The organism is Flagellimonas sp. 389 (assembly GCF_018449435.1).
In the GTDB taxonomy this organism is placed as follows: domain Bacteria; phylum Bacteroidota; class Bacteroidia; order Flavobacteriales; family Flavobacteriaceae; genus Flagellimonas.
Window position 1 is genome coordinate 88582 of record NZ_JAHCMU010000019.1, and the last position, 17386, is coordinate 105967.

The 17386-nt window shown below is 38.5% G+C and carries 16 protein-coding genes; 8 read left to right on the plus strand and 8 right to left on the minus strand.

What is annotated here, in order from left to right; all coding sequences use genetic code 11:
- Nucleotides 1-162: 162 nt before the first annotated feature.
- Nucleotides 163-828, minus strand: a complete 666-nt coding sequence (folE, locus tag KIM67_RS16100) for a GTP cyclohydrolase I FolE (RefSeq protein ID WP_213832579.1) — start codon at nucleotides 826-828, stop codon at nucleotides 163-165.
- Between the two features lie 15 nt (nucleotides 829-843).
- Entirely contained in the window at nucleotides 844-1242 is a 399-nt protein-coding gene (locus KIM67_RS16105) for a MerC domain-containing protein (RefSeq protein WP_213832580.1), read from the minus strand.
- Nucleotides 1243-1389: 147 nt separating this feature from the next.
- On the opposite strand from KIM67_RS16105, the gene KIM67_RS16110 reads away from it, so the two are divergent.
- The 6 genes from KIM67_RS16110 to KIM67_RS16135 are packed head-to-tail and all read left to right on the plus strand — an operon-like array spanning nucleotide 1390 to nucleotide 6510.
- Nucleotides 1390-2016, plus strand: a complete 627-nt coding sequence (locus KIM67_RS16110; RefSeq protein ID WP_213832581.1) for an ABC transporter ATP-binding protein — start codon at nucleotides 1390-1392, stop codon at nucleotides 2014-2016.
- The gene (locus KIM67_RS16115; RefSeq protein WP_213832582.1) at nucleotides 2013-3323 is read left to right on the plus strand and encodes an FtsX-like permease family protein; all 1311 of its coding nucleotides are present in this window, start codon (nucleotides 2013-2015) and stop codon (nucleotides 3321-3323) included. Before KIM67_RS16110 ends, KIM67_RS16115 begins: the two co-directional genes overlap by 4 nt.
- Entirely contained in the window at nucleotides 3316-3756 is a 441-nt protein-coding gene (locus KIM67_RS18650) for a hypothetical protein (protein ID WP_250149291.1), read from the plus strand. Before KIM67_RS16115 ends, KIM67_RS18650 begins: the two co-directional genes overlap by 8 nt.
- 4 nt (nucleotides 3757-3760) lie before the next feature.
- Nucleotides 3761-4198: a hypothetical protein gene (locus KIM67_RS16125; protein ID WP_213832583.1), complete on the plus strand. Its 438-nt coding sequence runs from the start codon at nucleotides 3761-3763 to the stop codon at nucleotides 4196-4198.
- A 10-nt stretch (nucleotides 4199-4208) separates the two neighbouring features.
- Nucleotides 4209-4616, plus strand: coding sequence for a Fur family transcriptional regulator (locus KIM67_RS16130; protein WP_213832584.1), 408 nt, complete (start codon nucleotides 4209-4211; stop codon nucleotides 4614-4616).
- Nucleotides 4617-4644: 28 nt separating this feature from the next.
- On the plus strand, nucleotides 4645-6510 hold the full coding sequence (locus KIM67_RS16135) for a hypothetical protein (RefSeq protein WP_213832585.1): 1866 nt from the start codon (nucleotides 4645-4647) through the stop codon (nucleotides 6508-6510).
- A 129-nt stretch (nucleotides 6511-6639) separates the two neighbouring features.
- On the opposite strand, the gene KIM67_RS16140 is transcribed toward KIM67_RS16135, so the two are convergent.
- From KIM67_RS16140 to ggt, 6 genes are all read right to left on the minus strand, one after another.
- A complete protein-coding gene (locus KIM67_RS16140; RefSeq protein ID WP_313788448.1) occupies nucleotides 6640-6885 on the minus strand; it encodes a HupE/UreJ family protein in 246 nt (81 codons plus the stop codon).
- Nucleotides 6886-7079: 194 nt separating this feature from the next.
- On the minus strand, nucleotides 7080-7523 hold the full coding sequence (gene tnpA, locus KIM67_RS16145) for an IS200/IS605 family transposase (RefSeq protein ID WP_213832587.1): 444 nt from the start codon (nucleotides 7521-7523) through the stop codon (nucleotides 7080-7082).
- Nucleotides 7524-7579: 56 nt separating this feature from the next.
- On the minus strand, nucleotides 7580-8749 hold the full coding sequence (gene argE, locus KIM67_RS16150; RefSeq protein WP_213832588.1) for an acetylornithine deacetylase: 1170 nt from the start codon (nucleotides 8747-8749) through the stop codon (nucleotides 7580-7582).
- Between the two features lie 6 nt (nucleotides 8750-8755).
- Nucleotides 8756-10159 (minus strand): YfcC family protein, encoded by a 1404-nt coding sequence (locus KIM67_RS16155; protein ID WP_213832589.1) that lies wholly within the window; start codon nucleotides 10157-10159, stop codon nucleotides 8756-8758.
- 234 nt (nucleotides 10160-10393) lie between these two features.
- Complete coding sequence (locus tag KIM67_RS16160) at nucleotides 10394-11617, minus strand: GTP-binding protein (protein ID WP_213832590.1); 1224 nt, start codon at nucleotides 11615-11617, stop codon at nucleotides 10394-10396.
- Between the two features lie 177 nt (nucleotides 11618-11794).
- A complete protein-coding gene (gene ggt, locus KIM67_RS16165; RefSeq protein ID WP_250149292.1) occupies nucleotides 11795-13495 on the minus strand; it encodes a gamma-glutamyltransferase in 1701 nt (566 codons plus the stop codon).
- 160 nt (nucleotides 13496-13655) lie between these two features.
- Between ggt and KIM67_RS16170 the strand changes: the two genes are divergently transcribed.
- Both KIM67_RS16170 and KIM67_RS16175 read left to right on the plus strand, forming a co-directional pair.
- Nucleotides 13656-15041: an SH3 domain-containing C40 family peptidase gene (locus KIM67_RS16170; protein WP_213832591.1), complete on the plus strand. Its 1386-nt coding sequence runs from the start codon at nucleotides 13656-13658 to the stop codon at nucleotides 15039-15041.
- 210 nt (nucleotides 15042-15251) lie between these two features.
- A complete protein-coding gene (locus tag KIM67_RS16175; RefSeq protein WP_213832592.1) occupies nucleotides 15252-17123 on the plus strand; it encodes a sensor histidine kinase in 1872 nt (623 codons plus the stop codon).
- Nucleotides 17124-17386: the final 263 nt, after the last annotated feature.

Sequence of the window (17386 nt, forward strand, 5' to 3'; positions counted from 1 at the left end):
CAAAAAATACAGTATCACGAAACCATTATGACAGACCAAGAATGAAACTTAAATTGATCATGAACAATGTCCCAAAGAATAGTTATCTTTTAAGATACTTCAAATTTCGAGAATACAGTAGCGTTAGACTGTCTATCGCCTACTTCAAACATCTATGTTTCTCTACTCCTTAAAACTACTTTTTAGAAGTCCATAGAACTCTTCTCGGAATCTATCTTCCTTGAACTTGCCCCCATATTCCAAGGTCGTGGTGAAACTGTCCTTATCCTTGATTCCACGAGAAGAAACACAAAGATGCTTTGCATGGACTATGACAATGACATCATCGGTTTCCAATGTATTTTGAAGGTCTTCCAAAATCTGGAGACAAAGACGTTCCTGTACTTGGGGACGATGGGAGTAATAGTCCACCAAACGATTGATTTTGGAAAGACCCACTACCTTATTCTTAGGAATGTAGCCAACATGTGCTTTACCAATTATGGGTAAAAAATGGTGTTCACAAGAGGAATCTATAGTAATATCTTGCTCGACCAACATTCGTTGATAGCCATAGGTATTGGGGAAAGTGGAGATTTTTGGTCTATTCTTGGGATTCAATCCATAAAATAGTTCCTTGATATACATCTTGGCAAAACGATAAGGCGTTCCCGAAAGACTTTCATCTGTCAAATCCAGTCCCATCTCTTCCATTATTTTAGAAAAATGGAATTGGATATTCTCGATTTTTTCTTCATCCGTAAGCTCAAACGCATCTGTCCGCATTGGGGTTTTTATAGATGTGCCAATATGATTGTCCCCTAAGACTTCTATTTGGGATTTATCCATGAATACAATTTTGATTTATTGATCGGTACAGCAGTTATCATCTTCACAGCGACAATAACGGCGATTGTAAAAATGAAGTGAAATCAAACCTAAGGTCGGAAGGTAAATGACTTCCTCCATCAGGTGGCCTATCTCCAATTTCTCGTTAAGAACAATAACCGCCAATAGAATCCAAAGGCTCCAAAAAACACATTTTATCCATGACTTTGAAGTGTTCTTAGTTGACCAATAAACGGCAAAAAAGGAAATGGCCAGAAACAAGATATCCAAGGTTCCCCACCACCACGGATGGGATGCTTCGTCTATCGCAAGGCCAGCTTGCGCTACAAAAAAGAAGGGTGTTGCCAAGCAGTGCACAAAACATAGGCTGCCCGCAAGCGCACCAATGATATCGGACTTATATCTAAGATTCATCAGATTGGTCATGAACTGAGTAATTATTGATTTTAATAATTAAATAATTTCAAGCCTATTTCAAATAGGGATACAAAAGTATTCATTTTTCACAAATGCAACTTGGTTGCATTTAAATTTCTTTTCTATTTTTGTGAAAATATTCTAATGGTCGAAACATCAAATCTTTATTATACCTATGAGGATGTAACAGCTCTGACTTTTCCAGACATCGCCCTTACCCCTGGTGAACATATGCTCGTTATGGGCCCATCAGGTGTGGGCAAGACCACACTTCTTTATCTGATGGCAGGATTGTTGCCACCCATAAGAGGAAATGTTGTCATTGACGGTACCGGATTAAATATGTTATCACGAAAGGAAATCGATAAATTCCGCGGGGAACACATCGGTCTCATATTTCAACAATATCATTTTATTAAATCCCTGAACGTTTCGGACAATCTTCATTTAAGACAAACCTTCCCTAAAAGCACCAATGACAAAAAAAGATTACATGAATTAGCGGAAAGGTTGGGACTTGCCGAACATCTTTCTAAGAAAGTTACCGAATTGAGCCAAGGGCAACAGCAACGACTATCCATTGCACTTGGCTTAATTCATAAGCCCAAACTTGTATTGGCAGATGAACCTACCTCCAATTTAGATGATGTTAACTGTATTAAGGTCATTAACCTACTCAAAGAAGAGGCGGAAATCTGTAAAAGCAGCTTGCTGATCATCACCCACGATCTGCGTGTAATGTCTCATTTCCATAACCGAATTGAACTATGAATCTTGGCTATCTGGCATATAAAAACATGGTTTCCAAACCGCTCAACTTACTACTGAGCCTAATGCTGTTATCATTAAGTGTGTCCTTGGTCACGTTTGTTTTTCAATTGAGCCAGCAGTTAGGTGACCAGCTCAACAAAAATATAGCTCCTTTTGATATGGTCGTTGGCGCAAAAGGTAGCCCATTGCAACTGGTCTTATCTTCCGTTCTTCATGTTGATGTGCCAACAGGGAACATTAAACTGAAGGATATGACGGCATTGCAAAATCATCCGTTTGTTGAAAAGGCCATTCCCGTTTCTTACGGGGACAACTACAAAGGGTATCGTATTCTGGGTACGGAAACCCAATATTTAAACAGTTATAATGCCAAACTGAGTGAAGGACGTCTTTATCAAAAATCTTTTGAAGTAGTCGTAGGTAGTGGAGTCCGCTCAAAATTGAACCTGAAACTTGGCGACACTTTTATAAGCTCCCATGGTCTTGCAGATTCTGGAGCCACAGGACATGAAGAGCACCCCTATGAAGTTGTTGGTTTTCTCGAGTCTACGGGAACGGTAGTAGATCAATTACTGATTTCCAACTTAAAAAGTATCTGGGATGCACATGAGCATGATGGTTCGAAGCATAACGAAGGGTTTGAAGATAAACACCAAGAAGATTATGAAGGACATGACCATAATGAGGAACATGAACACAAAGACAGCGAAAACCATCAAGGTCATAATCACAATGATGAATATGGCAACGAAGAACATGAAAATTTAGAAATCACCTCTCTTTTGGTTAAGTTCAAGAACCCTCTGGGAATGGTCCAGCTTCCCAGATTTATTAACGAGAACACAACAATGCAAGCGGCTCTACCGGGCCTTGAGATACAACGCCTTATGGGATTATTGAGTTCCGGGGTACAGACCATAAACGGCATTGCGGTTGCCATCCTTTTGGTATCCGCGCTTAGCATCTTTATTAGTCTTTTAAAAACTATCAGGGAAAGAAAACAGGAGTTGGCATTATTGAGAACCTATGGCCTTGGTATAGGAAAACTTCTTGGATTGGCCCTTTTGGAAGGTTTGTTCTTGGCACTTCTTGGTTTTGTATTGGGGTGGATTTTAGGCCGAATCGGAGTATGGGGTGTTTCCCAATACATGCAAGCATCTTATGGTTATGCTTTGCGAATAAATAGCCCCGAACTGGTTGAACTTTTTCTCCTGAGCCTCATATTGACACTAACCATTATAGCTACTTTGTTGGCGTCTCGCTCTATATTTAAATTAAACGTTGCTAAAACTTTATCCGATGCTTAAATCATTTTTATTTGTTTTGTTCGTAACCCAAGTAAGTACTTTTGCAATAGCGCAAAAGAAGTTGACTTGGGAAGATTTTGCAGATGTCAATTTTGAACCTGAATACAATGCCACGTACGATATGCATTTTTTAATGCCGACCTTTGGTAAAAAGATAACGACCTATAGAGGTAAGCAAGTGAGTATCAAAGGATATTTTCTGGATATTTCAGGAAGCGGTGAAGTGTTCCTGATTTCCCAAAACCCAATGGCCTCCTGCTTCTTTTGTGGTGCAGCGGGACCGGAGACCATTATTGAAGTTAATTTCAAGGAAAAACCACCTTTTAGAACCGATCAAATTGTTACGGTCACCGGAATCCTTGAACTCAATAGAAATAATGTGGACCATTGCAATTATATCCTAAAAGCGGCCACCGGACAATTGATAAATTAAAAAAATGCGATTTTTTCCTTTGATAGTGATGATTTGGATGGGAACTACTACCTATGCGCAGACCTCCTTGGATTGGTCCGACCTCACTGGTGGCATTTCATTTCAAGCACTTTCTTTGGAAGACCCTTTTCCCGGATTTACAAAGGCAAAATTTTCAGAAAGTTTGACTAAACTGGAAGGAAAGGAAATTGTTCTCACTGGTTATTTTCTTGTATTGGATGGCAATCAATCGGTATATATGCTTTCCAAGAATCCAATGGCTTCCTGCTTTTTCTGTGGCAATGGCGGGCCTGAAACAGTCGTAGGGCTCCGGTTTACAGAAAAGCCACCGTTCAAAATGGATGAATTGCTGTCCGTGAGTGGTATTCTACACTTAAACCGCAATAATCCGAACCAATATTATTATCGAATTGAAAATGCCAATGCCATAAGTTTTAAATAAGCAGAATCTTATGATGAAAACTAAAGACTACGAACTTCTATTGGAACGGAAAGGGTTGAAAAAGACCAAAGTCCGTATAGCTTTGATACAACATTTCATGAATATGGAACATGCCCAGTCATACAATGACTTGCAAGCAGCATTGGTCAGCGAATTGGATAAGTCCACCCTATACCGAAATTTGACAAGTTTTGAGCAAGCAGGTATTATTCACCGTATTAATGATCACACCGGAATATCTAAGTATGCCTTTGGCGAACCCCAAATACACGGAAATGAACACGCACATTTTGTTTGCGAATGCTGCGAAACAGTATATTGTATGGAAGGTTTGGTACCGCTTCAACTAAATATTCCAAAGGGATTTAAAACAAACAATGTACAGACCGTTATTAAAGGGATTTGTGCCAAATGTTAAATATTATACCTCATCAATAAAACAAACCATGAAAAACTTTTTTTTAATCTTAGCCGTTCTGGCAGCGAACACTATCATTGCCCAAAATATAGTAATCCCAAAAAGCTATAGCAATATCCAAAAAGATGAAAAGGGACTCTTTGTTCAAGATGGCGACCAACGCTACTATACAGTTGAAAGCAATCCCCGTTATAGCCTTAAACAATTGTTCGGCAATCCCAAAGGAACCGAGGAAGGATTGACAATGGATTTTGATGATTTTAAAGGAACCATAACTTATGGGCTTATCCCTTATGGAAAGGCGCCGCACCCGTTACCTGTTTTCAGGTTTGTAAAAACATTGGAATCCGGTAAAACCGATATCAATATCAAACGGGATTTTCGCTATCCCTATGATTTTGTTGATTGGCAAAAGAACCAAATACTTTCCATAGGGTATCGTCTAATGGATGAAACGGGTATGATAGTTTATGATGGTGAAGTATCTTTAAAGGGCAAAGGACCATTCACCGTAGCTCCCTCGGTTTATGAGGGGCCTTTTATCAATATGCTGACAGATACGGGCGCCACCATCTGGTTAAACACTACATTGCCAGTAGCCATAGACCTGGAAATCAATAAGGAGACCATTAAAAGTCCGTCATCAACATATCATGAAATTAAAGTGACCGATCTAAAACCTGATACTGAATATAAGTACTTGATAAAATACGGCGACTTTACCCAACAATACCATTTGAAAACAGCCCCAAAACCAGGAAGTAAAGCTCCTTTTGTATTTGCGTACACGAGCGATAGCAGACATGCCTCTGGTGGAGGCGAACGCAAAATCTATGGCGCCAATGCGTACATCATGAAAAAAATTGCTGCGGTGGCCTATGCAAACGATGCTGCTTTTATGCAGTTCAGTGGCGATTTGATCAATGGGTATTTGGAAACAAATGAGGAAACCCAATTACAATACACCAATTGGAAAAAAGCAGTGGAGCCATTTTGGCATTATATGCCTTTTCAAGTAGGCATGGGAAACCATGAAGCCTTAGGATATATCTTTCGGGATAGTACGGGAAGACGCAAAGCGTCTGTAGATAAATTTCCATTTACTACCGAATCGGCTGAAATGGCTTTTTCACAAGCCTTTGTAAATCCGGTTTCCACCTTAAAAAGTGAGGATGGAAGTGTCTATGATCCATCTTCCAAGACCATTGATTTCCCTTCATATTCAGAAAATGTGTTTCATTATCGCTATGACAACGTAGCGGTTGTCGTATTGAACAGTGATTATTGGTATGCCCCTAGCCTCTCGAGTAATACAGTAACTTCAGGAGGACTGCATGGTTACATTATGGATAATCAATTGGAGTGGTTGGATAACACCATAACTGCCTTAGAAACAGATGCTACCATTGATCATATTTTCGTGACCCAACATACACCTACTTTTCCAAATGGAGGGCATAGTCGTGATGATATGTGGTACAGCGGCAACAATGAGAAAAGACCTTTCGTCGCAGGCAAACCACTGGAAAAAGGAATTTTGGAACGACGCGATCAATATTTAGATATTCTTATCAACAAAAGCAAAAAGGTATTGGCTATATTAACAGGAGATGAACACAACTACAATCGCTTGAAGCTAACCAATGAAGTGACCATATATCCTGAGAATTATCCACATCAAAAATTGAAGGTATCAAGGCCTATCTACCAAATTAACAATGGAGCTGCAGGAGCACCCTATTATGCACAAGAGATATTGCCTTGGAGCGAACATACCAAAGCGTTTAGTGTAGAAAATGCGGTTTGTTTGTTTTATATTGATGGAGCAACGGTAAAAATGAAGGTTATCAATCCAGATACTCTTAATCTCATTGATGAAATAGTATTAAGGTGATTTGGCCCTTAGTAGATTTACCAAATAATACTTACTCATGGCTATGGATTGAAAAAACTCCGTAGGGATAGATGGGAAGAACTTAATTGATGAGGAACGTTTACCAAAAATTATTCTCCAGTAATGAAATTAATGACATTCCCGTTGCTGCTCCGGAAATAAAATATTCCATTCTCCATGTTTCACCTTCAAGATGTTAAGAAACAAAAAGGCAATACCAACAATAAAAAAGACGATTAGTAATTGCCCCAGTTCTATTCTAATATTGAAGCCCAATAACGGTATTATGATGTTTGTAGGGTCCATTATCCGTACTTTAAAGTAATTGGAAAAGTCCATGCTTTGAATTAACCAAAGAAAAGAAACATCACATATTTACGCTTCATTTTTATTGCTTTTTCTAGTCTATCTGTACCAAATACATTGTGGAGCTTAATCAAAAAAATGGTTGGAGGTATAAGGAATTTAGAAGAGATGAAGAAAATATTATTACCCCTGAATATTGGCTAAAGCATACAAAAGAGTCATAAGATCCTAATGAACTACCTCGAGGCAGAGCCGTCGAGGTATCAAAATAATTTTAGTTGATTCTTATGCAACTCCTTATAATTTGTTCTGCCCTGGTTCTGGAGGTATTTCTTTATTACCTCCTCATTGGCATATTGCCCCACGGTGTTCACGTAGTAGCCACTGGTCCAGAACTTGCCTCCCCAGAGCATTTGTTTCACCTCAGGATGAAGGCGGAAAATCTCTTTCGCGATGATGCTCTTCACCGCACGGATTATCTTCTTCGGGGCGTTAACCGGAACACTCTGGATCAAGAAATGCACATGGTCCCCGTCCAGACCGATTTCCAAAAAGTGGATATCGTAACGCTCCTCTATCCCAAGACAGATCTTTTTGAAGGTCTCCGAAACCGAATCGCTCAAAACCTTTCTCCTATATTTGATAGGACAAACAAAATGGTACAAAAGCAAGCTTTTGTTATGGTTCTTGTGGATGTGTTCGCTCACATCCACAAATATATAAATATAAATACGCGACACCCGAGGCAGAGCCTCGGGGAATTCTAATGATTAAAGCTTTCGGACGATAGTTCTCGTATCAGCTTACCAATCATCTCAACTCCTCTTTCCAACTGTTCTTTAGCAATAAACTCATCAGCTCTATGAGCTTGTGCGATGGAACCGGGACCGCAAATGGCAGATTGAAAACCTTCATTGGCAAATTGCCCGGCTTCCGCTGCATAAGAAACAGTACTCAGTTTGGAATTCCCAGATATTCGTTTGATCAGATCGACAATATCGGCATCAGCTTTGGTATCCAAATGGGGAACTTGAGGATGATTTTCAATAGTTTTTATAGAAAAGTTGGGGAAAATCTTCTGCAATGCTATCTCACGTTGTTGACAATACGATTCAAATTCTTTTACAATGGACTGCATATCATCCATAGGTAGGGTCCGCAGGTCCCAATAAAAGTGAGCATTATCCGCAATCACGTTCGGGGCAATACCACCGTTTATCAAACCAATATGAATAGTTGAATGTGGCGGATGGAACCGGTCATCCAATCGATTATCGGCAATCAACTGGTTCATTTTATTTTCGAGCCATAGAACTAGGCGCATAGCTTCATGAATAGCGCTTACTTCTTGTTTTATACGACTGCTATGACCCGCAGAGCCATTGACATAAGTCTCTAGAATATAGATACCCTTTTGACCAACAATCGGTTCCATTAAAGACGGTTCTCCGATTAGTGCATATTTTGGTGTTTCGTTATAATGTGTCCGAATGGCTTGTGCCAATTCAGGTGCAGCCAAACAACCTACTTCCTCATCGTAGGAAAACGCAAAATAGATAGGCTTTTTTAAATTAGCCTTTACCATTTGGGGCAGTGCCGTCAAACAACAAGCCAAAAAGCCTTTCATATCGCAGGAACCACGCCCATATAGTTTCCCATCCCCTTTATCAGTGAGCACAAAGGGGTCTGTGGTCCAGTTTTGGCCTTCAACGGGAACGACATCCATATGTCCGGAAAGAATAACACCACCATCAACGGCTGGTCCTATTCGGCAATGCAACGAGGCTTTATTTCCCTCTTCGTTCGACACCAAATGCACGGTAACACCATGCGTTTCCAAATAGTCTTTTATCCAGTTTAAGATGCTTATATTGCTTTCCCCTCCAAGCACTGGAAACGAAACCAATTTTGCCAAAATTTTTTCTACGGTCATATTAAACTAACTATAATTTGTTGCTACGGCTATGATCAACACCAAAAAGGCCAAACAGAGCACAGTTATCAATACGGGGAAAATAAAACGAATCCATCGGTCAATCGGCACTCGGCACATACTAAGCATAGCGATAAGTCCGCCCAAGGTCGGATTAACCAGGTTTGACACGCCATCCCCTATCTGAAAGGCCAAAATAGTAATCTGTCTTGAGAGTCCCAAAGATTCACCCAAAGGAAGCATAACGGGCAAGGTCGACAAGGCCTGTCCACTTCCTGAAGGAATAAAAAAGTTGATTATGGACTGCGAGATGGACATGCAAATAGCGGAAGTATATAAAGGTAATCCTTCCAAAATCAATGAAAGTTGGTACGAAACAGTATCACCAATGTTTCCCATTTCCATGAGTACTTTAATCGAAGTAGCGAAACCCACCATAAATGCCCCCGGTGCAGTTAGGGCAACTGCCTTCAGAACGGTTTCACTCATAGTGGTCGCGTTCATTCTGGATACTAGGCCACAAAGTAAAGCAATCATCAAAAAAACTGCTGAAAGCTCATTGATGTACCAGTGCAAGTTGAAAACCCCATAAAGAATTGCCAAAAGACCTAAGAGAAAAATGGAAATGACCAGCCAATTTTTTCTACTTAACTGATATGCTCCAATAGGTTTTGATAACTTCAAGTCGTTAGCATCAAATCCTTTGTCCAAGCTTTTGTCGGGGTTTATGGTAATCTTTTTGAAATACCTAATGTTATAGTAAGCCATTACACTCAGTGCCGAAAAGCAAAGCAAACTTCGCAATAGCGCTCCCGAAAACATGGGCAATTCTGCTAATTTATGACCTGTACCTACGGTATACGGATTAATGGGCGAAAGTCCAAAACCAATGGTCATTGCACCTACTGAAATACCTGCAGCTAAAATCAAATCCCCGCCCAAAGCAAGGCTCAGAACAGCAGCTATCGGTACCATTGCGATATTATTTTCGTACCCCACGGCCATACCAAGTATTCCATAGATGAATGTCATGATAACAATAATTAAATTTTTGTGTTTTAGACCTAGCTTTTTTACCAAAGTCCCAACGGCATTCTCCACTGCTTTTGATTTTTCCATAAAACCAAACATGATACCTCCTGCCAAAACAATAAATATAATCTCAACTGCAGCCTTAAAACCTAATGGAATAGCTTTAAACATGTTCAAGAGTCCTACTGGCGTGGAGTCGATTATCCTATAGGAGTTAGGGACTACGGTACTTCGCCCATCCACTGTGACCCGCTCATAGGTTCCGGCCGGGAGAATGTATGTCAATATCGTAACTATCGCTATAATACCAAATAGCATGGTGATGGCATGTGGAATATTGTTTAATAAAAGGGGAAATCTTGATTTAGATACGTTCATGTAGTTATATGACTCCCTTCTATAATAAAAAAGGTGACCTAATACGAATTTAAAAAAACTAAACTTAATGCAATAAAAATATGGGCAAAGTGATAGAACAGTCATTAACAAAATTAGCCGTAGAATTTGGTTTGCTGTTATCTATACGACAACCCAAGGTCGAAAATAGACCAAGACCTAACCTGTTTCTTAGAAAACGGGTACGATTCATTGTATATTTAACTGGGTCATATTTTAATCAAAGGCATAAGCTCTTTCCACGGGCCATTCATCTTCATATCCATGTAACCAATCTTGTGATTCAATTTCCTTGTCCGTTGCTAGGCAAGCGTCAAGGTCGACCCGCATCTGTTCTTCATCCATAGCTTGACCAATAAATACGATTTCATTTTTTCGATCTCCAAAAGTAGTGTCCCAATCTGCTTCAATTTGTTCTTGATCATCCAAAAAAGAAGCATATAATGTGCGCTTATGAAAAGGCATGCTACTCCACCAAACGCCAGCGCTATCAGTTCTTAAGGAGCCTCCGGCTTGTCCCCAAATCAAGGCTTGTTCAGGGCGTGAAGCAATCCAAAATAACCCTTTACTACGAATGACGGTATTGGGAAATTGATGTTGCACATACTGCCCAAAACGTTTGGGATCAAAAGGTTTTATGCTTCGATACACAAAAGAACCTATCCCATACTCTTCGGTTTCCGGTGTATGTTCATCTTTATTGAGTTCTTCTATCCAGCCGGCACTTTGTTCCGCTTCCTCAAAATTGAAAAGACCAGTATTGAGAATGGAAGTTGGGTCAACCTTGCTAAATTTAGATTCTATAACCTGTGCAGCAGGGTTTAATTTCTTTATAATTGCCTGTAATACACTCAACGTATCCTTAGAGACCAGATCTGCTTTGTTCAGTACGATGACATTAGCAAATTCAATTTGGTCGGTCAACAGGTTCACAATGGTCCGATAGTCACCCTCCATGTCGGTAAGATCTCTATCCATCAAGGTTTCCGGGCTACCAAAATCCTTAAAAAAGTTAAAGGCATCTACTACGGTCACCATGGTATCCACATAGCTAAAGCGGGAAAGGTCAATATTGTTTTCCTCATCGACAAAGGAGAAAGTTTGAGCCACTGGTATGGGTTCACTAATACCAGTGCTTTCAATAAGGAGATAATCAAATCGGTTTTCCTTGGCCAAGTTTTCTACTTCGACCATTAGGTCTTCCCTTAGGGTACAGCAAATACATCCGTTACTCATTTCTACCAGCTTTTCCTCGGTACGTGAAAGGGTGTTTTCGCTTTTTACCAATTCCGCATCTACATTGACTTCGCTCATATCGTTCACGATCACAGCTACTTTTAGGCCTTCCTTATTATGTAAAATATGATTAAGTAAAGTCGTTTTACCTGCCCCTAGAAACCCACTGAGAACCGTTACGGGTAATTTTTTGTTTTCTATCATTTCTTTTTGATATTATACTATTGCTTGCCCAACTATACATTCGTAATGAACGCATTACGATAGCTGAAAAGTAAAAGTATATGAAAAGGTCGATAAATGCAACTGAGTTGCATTTACTTTTTTAAACAAACAGTTTGAGTTGGAAAAAAGAAAAATCTAAATCCAATAAAGGTAATATCAATATCCAGCAGCTTGCCCGTCTTTACGGCTTTCTGAGGCGCCATGATAGACTTTGTTTTCATCATCCCATAAGATAGCCTGATACCCACCATAAATTCCCCTTGCAGTTCCCATTTTATGGCCTTTATCCATTAATCCGCGTATTGTGGAATAGGGAATTCCAGATTCTGTTCGGATGAGTCCGGTATCTGTTGTAGTGCTACCCATGGGACTTGCTCCTCCGGTATGGTCCCACCGTGGAGCATCACCAGCTTCTTGAAGATTCATTCCAAAATCAACAAGGTTCATCACGATTTGTGTATGACCCATCGGTTGAAAATCGCCACCCATAACACCAAAACTGACATACGGTTTACCATCCTTGGTCACGAAAGCTGGGATTATGGTATGGAAGGGGCGTTTGCCCGGTTCATAAGTATTGGCCTGTCCACGCTTAAGACTAAACAGCTCTCCACGATCTTGTAGCATAAAGCCCAATTTGGGAGGTGCCATTCCAGAACCCATTCCGCGGTAATTGCTCTGAATCAATGATATCATAGTACCTTCCTTGTCCGCTACCGTCATATAAATAGTTTCCCCTGCAGAGATTTCCCCTGCAGCATATGTTCCAGCGCGCTTGCCGATCTGTTCCCTTCTCGATTTGGCGTAGTCTTCCGAAAGCAACTCTTCAACCGGGACATCAAAAAAATCCATATCCGCATAGTATTTGGCACGGTCTTCAAAAGCTAATTTTTTGGCTTCGGTAAAAAGATGTAAATGTTCCGCACTCCCGAATTCGATATTGGAAAAGTCATAGCCTTCCAAAATTTGCAACATTTGCAGTGCCGCTATGCCTTGACCATTTGGTGGTAGCTCCCAAACATCATAACCCCTATAATTGATGGAAACTGGCTCTACCCATTCCGATTTGTGGGCAGCAAAGTCTTTGGCCGAGAGAAAACCACCTTGCGTTTTAATGAACTCACCAACGGTTTTGGCAATATCTCCTTTATAAAAAGCATCTCGACCGCCTTCTGCAATTTTCTGATAGGTATTCGCCAAATAAGGATTTTTATAAATTTCCCCTTCGTTAGGTAGTTTTCCTCCGTTTTGTGATTTGTACGTGTCTTCAATATTGGGAAATCCTCTTGATTCAAAAAAGGGAACGGTGCGCTGTATGTACCAAGCAATAAGTTCGGTCAAAGGGAACCCTTTTTCTGCATAATCAATAGCCGGGGCCAAAATTTCTGTCATGGATTTTGACCCAAATTTTTGATGCAGTTCAAACCAACCATCTACGGCACCGGGCACACTGACCGGAAGGGGCCCGTGAGATGGGATTTTCTCCATACCTTCTTTTTCAAAGTATTCCAAGGTAAGTTTCTGTGGCGAACGTCCACTGGCATTAAGACCATATAATTTCTTTGTTTTTCCATCCCAAACAATGGCAAAAAGGTCGCCCCCTACACCACAGCCCGTAGGTTCCATAAGTCCAAGTGCAGCGTTTACCGCAATCGCAGCATCAATGGCATTACCCCCATCTTTTAAGATATCCAATCCAATTTGGGTGGCAAGGGGATGGCTTGTGGCTACCATTCCATTTTGTCCCAGGACTTCAGAGCGGGTCGCGAAGGGCTCGCCTGTAATTCGGTCCTGGGCATTTGTAATTTGGAAAGTCAAAAAAAGAAAGCAAAGGTAAAGGAAAGCGGTTTTCATCATAATTGTTTAGTTTCCTAAAATACAAAAATTGAATAAGGAACCGAATGTGAAAATGTTATTGTGTATTGTTTCGACAATGTGTTTGCGATTTGTTAGTTTAGAGCTATTTTACAATCCTGTTCAATCATACCATAAAGATAAATTACTACCAATTATAGCCATGCGAACCTTTTTAAGTATTCTAGTTTTAAGTTGTTTGATTCTTAGTTGCAGAAATGAAAATAAAGAAGCCCTAAAAGTTGAAATCAGAACGGTTACACCTGATTCTCTGGAGTATCCAAGTCAAGAAATCCAAATTCCTGATTCTCTAAAGAACAAATTCATTGAAAATTTCTTTGTCCCCTGGGATAATCCTTCAGAAGAATTGCTTGCCAATTTAAATAGGTTTCCAGGCAAAGATCTCTCGTATCTACAAAAATACTTGGAGGATGATGAATGGTACGGTGAGAACAAGAAACCCCATACAAAATGGCAGCGAGAAGAAGTTGTAAATAATATTGATTTAAAAAACTTTCCCAATTTCCTTCAAAAAGGAATTGTAATTGCACATACGGATTTACGTAGAATCCCAACAAACAAACCTGGCTTTGACAGATACTCAAAAGCAGGTGAGGGATTTCCGTTCGATTATTTTCAAGAGACAGGTTTATGGGCGAATACACCTGTTTTGATTGTCCATTTGTCGAAAGATAAACAGTGGTGCTATGTCATTAGTCCCATTTATAAGGGTTGGGTTGCCATGCATGATGTTGCTATTGTTGATGAGGCTTTTATCTCCCAATGGTCTACCGACACCTATTGTCTACCGTTATCCGACAACATAAGTTTACAAAACCCTATTTCCAATTATGCCATCAATGCCAAAATGGGTATGGTATTACCTTATGATGAAATCTCCAATAATCCTGATAAGATTTCGGTGTACTTTGCCAATACCGATGAAAACCAAAATGCACGGATTTTAAAGGCAGAAATAGATAGAAGCGTTGTGGCATTGGACAATTTTAAGTTCAATGGGAAACATCTTAAGCAATTAGTTTCCAATTTGGCGGGAAGACCTTATGGATGGGGAGGCAATTTGGAAAATAGGGACTGTTCCTCCATGATCCGAGATTTACTGGGGACTTACAAGGTATGGCTTCCCAGGGATTCTAAAGACCAAATCAATTCAGGGACCAAATATGACTTACCGGAAACGACTAATGAAAAAATCAAGTTCATTAAAGAAAAAGGAGTTCCTTTTTTGACCATTTTAAGAAAGAAAGGCCATAACATGTTATACGTGGGCGATGCTCCTAACGGGGAACCCCTAATCTTTCATGCCATTTGGGGGTTAAAAACCTTTTATTCCAATGAGCAACTGGCAGATTTTTTAGCTATTTATCCTATTGAGGGAATCCACAAAGATGAGGATGGAACATTAAAAGGGAGGCATATCATTGGGGAAGCCGTTATCACTACGGTAAATGCTGGAGCTGGAAACAACCAGATCATCACTCCCTTAATTGATGAAATTTATGCAATGACAACTATTCTTGGTAATTGAAAAACTCAGCAACTTTGTAAGAATAGGACTAACATTTTGCTAAACAGTTCAATTAATGGATTGTTATAAAATATTTTTTAAAGCTTTGTAAAAGAAAGGTTTTATAGACCCATATCCAAAAATTGTACTAAAGATAAAGTATATACTGTCAATGCACCTAAACTTAATAAAAGAGATATATAGTTAGTTTTGCCTAATTTAATGTGGTTAATGCAAAATTATTTAACTAAAATAACACTCCTTCTTTTTCTCTCTTGCAATATTTTTTTTAAAGGTATTGCACAAAATGTATTAGATACCACAAACACATCTATACCTTTTAAAATTTATAAAACCAATAATGATACTATTTCTATCCACTCCATATTAAAATCGGATAGATTATTTCAATTTCCCAATACTTTTAATAAAACACATCCTAAAGATACATACTGGATCAAATTAGATTTCAAAAATCTTTCACATCTATTAAAAACCGATAGTCTATGGTATTTAAAGTTTAACAATTTTGGATACGGAACACTTTTTAGTTTAGAGAAGGATAATATCTCAAATAAAATTATTGGTCAGTTTGAAGCTAAAAAAGAAGTCAGTTTGGTGAAGTTTCATTCTGAAACGTCTTTTTTATCAAACTCACTTTTCCAAGACCGCTTTCTCTATTTAAAAGTAAAAAAAGTAATTTCTAGAGAACTTCCAACTAGTTGGAGTTTTAGCTTCATAAGTCAATCACAACATATAGTAAACAAAAACTACTACACACAACAAGATTCCAATTCTGTTTTACCCATGTACATATTTGCGGGAATATGTATAATTATGGTTTTGCTAACACTCGCCTTTTATGCATATTTAAAACGTCTTGAGTTTTTATTTTATTCGCTTTATGTCTTTTGGTTATTAGTCCTTTTAAGTGGTTATGAACTAAAAATATACGACTTCTTATTTGGGAACGATCTACTCTTAAAATATTGGTTTTATGAGGTTGTGCAAATGTTTATAAACTCTTCATATATCTTCTTTGTTATGTTTTATTTAAAAACAAAAGAAGATTATCCAATAATACAGCGCCTTTTAAAATTCATGCTGATTCTGCAAGTTTTGGTTTTTATTGTAGACACCTCTTTTACATATCATAAATTCTTTATTGGCCATATTTATCTTATCAACATAGAACGCTTTATGCTAATCGCTTCTTCAACTATTGGTTTAATATATTTGGCTTTAAAAGGCAAAAATGTTTTAGCTTACTTTATTGTTTTTGGACTATTCTTTTTCTTGATCGGTACCATAGTTCATTTTTACCTAACCAACGGTTCTGCGCTTTTAGAATATAAAAGTCGTTACTTCTTAATGGTTGGTTGTGTATTGGATATTATCATTTTTGCATATGGGTTAACGTATAAGGTTTTCTTGGAACAAAATGAAAAACTGCATTATCAAAAAGAAGCTTTAACACAGAAAAACAAAGCTTTAAGAGCTCAAATAAATCCACACTTTATATTCAATTCATTAAGTTCTATACAGCATTTAATTACCTCTAACAATAAAGTTTCAGCATTAAAGTACTTGTCTAAATTTAGTAGATTAACACGAAATGTTCTGGAAAGCTCTATTGAACCGGATATTTTGTTATCTGAAGAAATAAAGATGCTCAACGATTATTTAGAGTTAGAATCTTTACGGTTTGCAAACTCTTTTTCATATACCATAACTGTTTCTAAAAATGTGGATTCTGAAGCTATCGAAATCCCAATTTTAGTGATTCAACCCTTTGTAGAGAATGCTATTCTACATGGACTTTTAAACAAAACTGCAGGTGACAAAATATTGAATATAAACTTTTGTCGAGATGATCACTTTTTAGTGTGCGAAATTGACGATAACGGTGTAGGACGAGAGAATTCGACAAGAAAGAAGTCCATTCATAAAAAGAAATCTCGCGGATTACAGGTTACTAAAGAACGATTGGAAATGTTTAATAAACTAAATGATGAAACCAATAATATTACAATCATAGATAAGAAAAATGATGAAGGTAATTCTCTAGGCACAAAAGTGATCATTAAAATTATTATTAATTAAAAGGATTTAAGAGGCTGTCAGACTAAAGTAGTGGCCAGTACATGTTAGCCATTAGATTTTCAAGTTCTTTATTTTAAATAAAAACTAGGTTAAAAATGGCACAATTCAATGCAAATTTTACGTGTCTTTTGCCTATCGAATTAAAGAATTATTCGATAGAAAAACTTCTTAATCCATATAATCTTGCTGTAGCCTTCCCTAAAAATAGGACAGCTTAAAATTAGAATTTTCTAACTTTAAATTTTAACTGTCACATGAAAAAA

Excerpts from the sequence above, each read along its gene's own strand:
- folE (WP_213832579.1), bottom strand. The coding sequence starts at position 828 with ATGGATAAATCCCAAATAGAAGTCTTAGGGGACAATCATATTGGCACA.
- KIM67_RS16105 (WP_213832580.1), bottom strand. The coding sequence starts at position 1,242 with ATGAATCTTAGATATAAGTCCGATATCATTGGTGCGCTTGCGGGCAGC.
- KIM67_RS16110 (WP_213832581.1), top strand. The coding sequence starts at position 1,390 with ATGGTCGAAACATCAAATCTTTATTATACCTATGAGGATGTAACAGCT.
- KIM67_RS16115 (WP_213832582.1), top strand. The coding sequence starts at position 2,013 with ATGAATCTTGGCTATCTGGCATATAAAAACATGGTTTCCAAACCGCTC.
- KIM67_RS18650 (WP_250149291.1), top strand. The coding sequence starts at position 3,316 with ATGCTTAAATCATTTTTATTTGTTTTGTTCGTAACCCAAGTAAGTACT.
- KIM67_RS16125 (WP_213832583.1), top strand. The coding sequence starts at position 3,761 with ATGCGATTTTTTCCTTTGATAGTGATGATTTGGATGGGAACTACTACC.
- KIM67_RS16130 (WP_213832584.1), top strand. The coding sequence starts at position 4,209 with ATGATGAAAACTAAAGACTACGAACTTCTATTGGAACGGAAAGGGTTG.
- KIM67_RS16135 (WP_213832585.1), top strand. The coding sequence starts at position 4,645 with ATGAAAAACTTTTTTTTAATCTTAGCCGTTCTGGCAGCGAACACTATC.
- argE (WP_213832588.1), bottom strand. The coding sequence starts at position 8,749 with ATGACCGTAGAAAAAATTTTGGCAAAATTGGTTTCGTTTCCAGTGCTT.
- KIM67_RS16155 (WP_213832589.1), bottom strand. The coding sequence starts at position 10,159 with ATGAACGTATCTAAATCAAGATTTCCCCTTTTATTAAACAATATTCCA.
- KIM67_RS16160 (WP_213832590.1), bottom strand. The coding sequence starts at position 11,617 with ATGATAGAAAACAAAAAATTACCCGTAACGGTTCTCAGTGGGTTTCTA.
- ggt (WP_250149292.1), bottom strand. The coding sequence starts at position 13,495 with ATGATGAAAACCGCTTTCCTTTACCTTTGCTTTCTTTTTTTGACTTTC.
- KIM67_RS16170 (WP_213832591.1), top strand. The coding sequence starts at position 13,656 with ATGCGAACCTTTTTAAGTATTCTAGTTTTAAGTTGTTTGATTCTTAGT.
- KIM67_RS16175 (WP_213832592.1), top strand. The coding sequence starts at position 15,252 with ATGCAAAATTATTTAACTAAAATAACACTCCTTCTTTTTCTCTCTTGC.